Genomic DNA, 1,800 nt, shown 5'->3' on the forward strand with positions numbered 1-1,800 from the left:
TCGGCGCGCTGGCTACGCTCGCCCCAGGCGCTGAAGGCATTCAATCGGGGCATGGCCCTGCTGTTGCTGGCATCCACCTGGATGAGCCTGTGGGCCTGAGGTCGCCACAGTGCAACGGGCGGTCGCTCCAGTGCCTTTGGCTCGGCACCGGGGCGCTGTAGGGTGGCGCACACGGCGCAACAAGACGCCGCCCCGAACAAAAACCACTGCCCCACGAGAGCCTCCGATGAAAACACCGTTCAAGCGTTGTTTCCTGGCCTGTTGCGCCAGCGCCCTGCTGAGTGCCCCGACCTGGGCCGCCGAGCCCGCCGCCTGCAAGACCGTGCGCATGGGCGTGGTCAACTGGACCGACGTGATCGCCACCAGCGCCATGGCCGACGTGCTGCTCGGCGGCCTGGGCTACGACAGCAAGCAGACTAGCGCGGTGCAGCAGATCATCTTCGCCGGCATTCGCGACCGGCGCCTGGACATCTTCCTCGGCTACTGGAAACCGGCCATGGACCAGAACATCGCGCCCTTCCTGGCCGCCGGGCAGGTCAGGGTCATGGCCCAGCCCAGCCTGGCCGATGCCCAGGCGACCCTGGCAGTGCCGGACTACGTGGCGCAAGCGGGCCTGAAGACCTTCGCCGACATCGCCCGCTTCAAGGAGCAGCTGGGGGGCAAGATCTACGGCATCGAACCCGGCAGCGGCGCCAATACCACGATCAAGACCATGATCGACACCGACCATTTCGGCCTCAAGGGCTTCAAGCTGATCGAGTCCGGCGAGGCCGGGATGCTGGCGGCAGTGCAGCGGGCGATCAACCGCAAGGAGTTCGTGGTGTTCGTCGGCTGGACCCCGCACCCGATGAACATCAACCTTCCCATCACCTACCTCACCGGCAGCGAGGACGTGTACGGGCCCAACGAAGGCGCGGCCACGGTGTCCACGGTGACCGCCCCGGACTATGCCGAGCGCTGCCCCAACGTCGACCGGCTGCTGAAGAACCTGAGCTTCACCGCAGCCCAGGAAAGCCAGCTGATGGTGCCCATCATGCAGCGCCAATCGCCCCAGGAGGTGGCCCGGCAATGGTTGCGCGAGCATCCCGAGGACCTGCAGCGCTGGCTGGCGGGGGTGACCACCTTCGACGGCCGCGATGGCGTGGCAGCGGTCAAAGCGAGCCTGTAGCCCCCTCTGCAGGAACCGGCTTGCCGGCGCAGGCGGTCTCACGGGCCCTTCGCCGGCAAGCCGGCTCCCACACTCCAGGACTGTCCATGAACCATTACCCGCTTTCTGCCGAGCTGGCGGCCTTTGTCCAGCGAACCCTGAGCTACACCAGCGTCGACAGCAGCTTCCAGGGCCTGCGCGACAGCTACGAGCGCATGTGCCGGGCCTTCACCCCGCCTCGCCCTGCCGGGCTGGCGGTACAGGAGCTGCAACTTTCCGGGGTGCCACTGCGCCTGTATCACCCCGAGCGCCCGGCTGCGCCTTCGGGCTGGCCCTGGCTGTTGTACCTGCACGGCGGCGGCTGGGTGCTGGGGGGCCTGGACTCCCACGAGTTCATCACCGCCCGCTTGGCCAGCGAGCTGGGAATACTGGTGATCGCCGTGGACTACCGGCTGGCCCCGGAGCACCCGTTCCCCGCCGCCTTCGACGATTGCCTGGGGGTCTGGCGGGCCCTGGAACAAGGGCTGCTGCCCCTGCCACTGGACCCGCAGCGCCGGGTGCTGATGGGCGACAGCGCCGGCGGCAACCTGGCGGCGGCGCTGTGCCTGGCCCTGCGCGATGCCGGCGAACCCGGGCCGGCGGCCCAGGTGCTG

Annotated in this window: 2 protein-coding genes; both read left to right on the top strand. The window is 68.6% G+C overall.

All coding sequences use genetic code 11. The annotated features are described in order from the left end of the window. Positions 1-226 precede the first annotated feature (226 nt). Positions 227-1,168 (top strand): choline ABC transporter substrate-binding protein, encoded by a 942-nt coding sequence (locus tag F6S12_RS31445; RefSeq protein ID WP_015635412.1) that lies wholly within the window; start codon positions 227-229, stop codon positions 1,166-1,168. Between the two features lie 86 nt (positions 1,169-1,254). Continuing rightward, the coding region (locus F6S12_RS31450) for an alpha/beta hydrolase fold domain-containing protein (protein ID WP_315869826.1) at positions 1,255-1,800 on the top strand (546 nt) is incomplete at its 3' end.

Origin of the sequence: Pseudomonas sp. JV245A (genome assembly GCF_032424515.1) — a bacterium.
Lineage (GTDB): Bacteria > Pseudomonadota > Gammaproteobacteria > Pseudomonadales > Pseudomonadaceae > Aquipseudomonas > Aquipseudomonas protegens.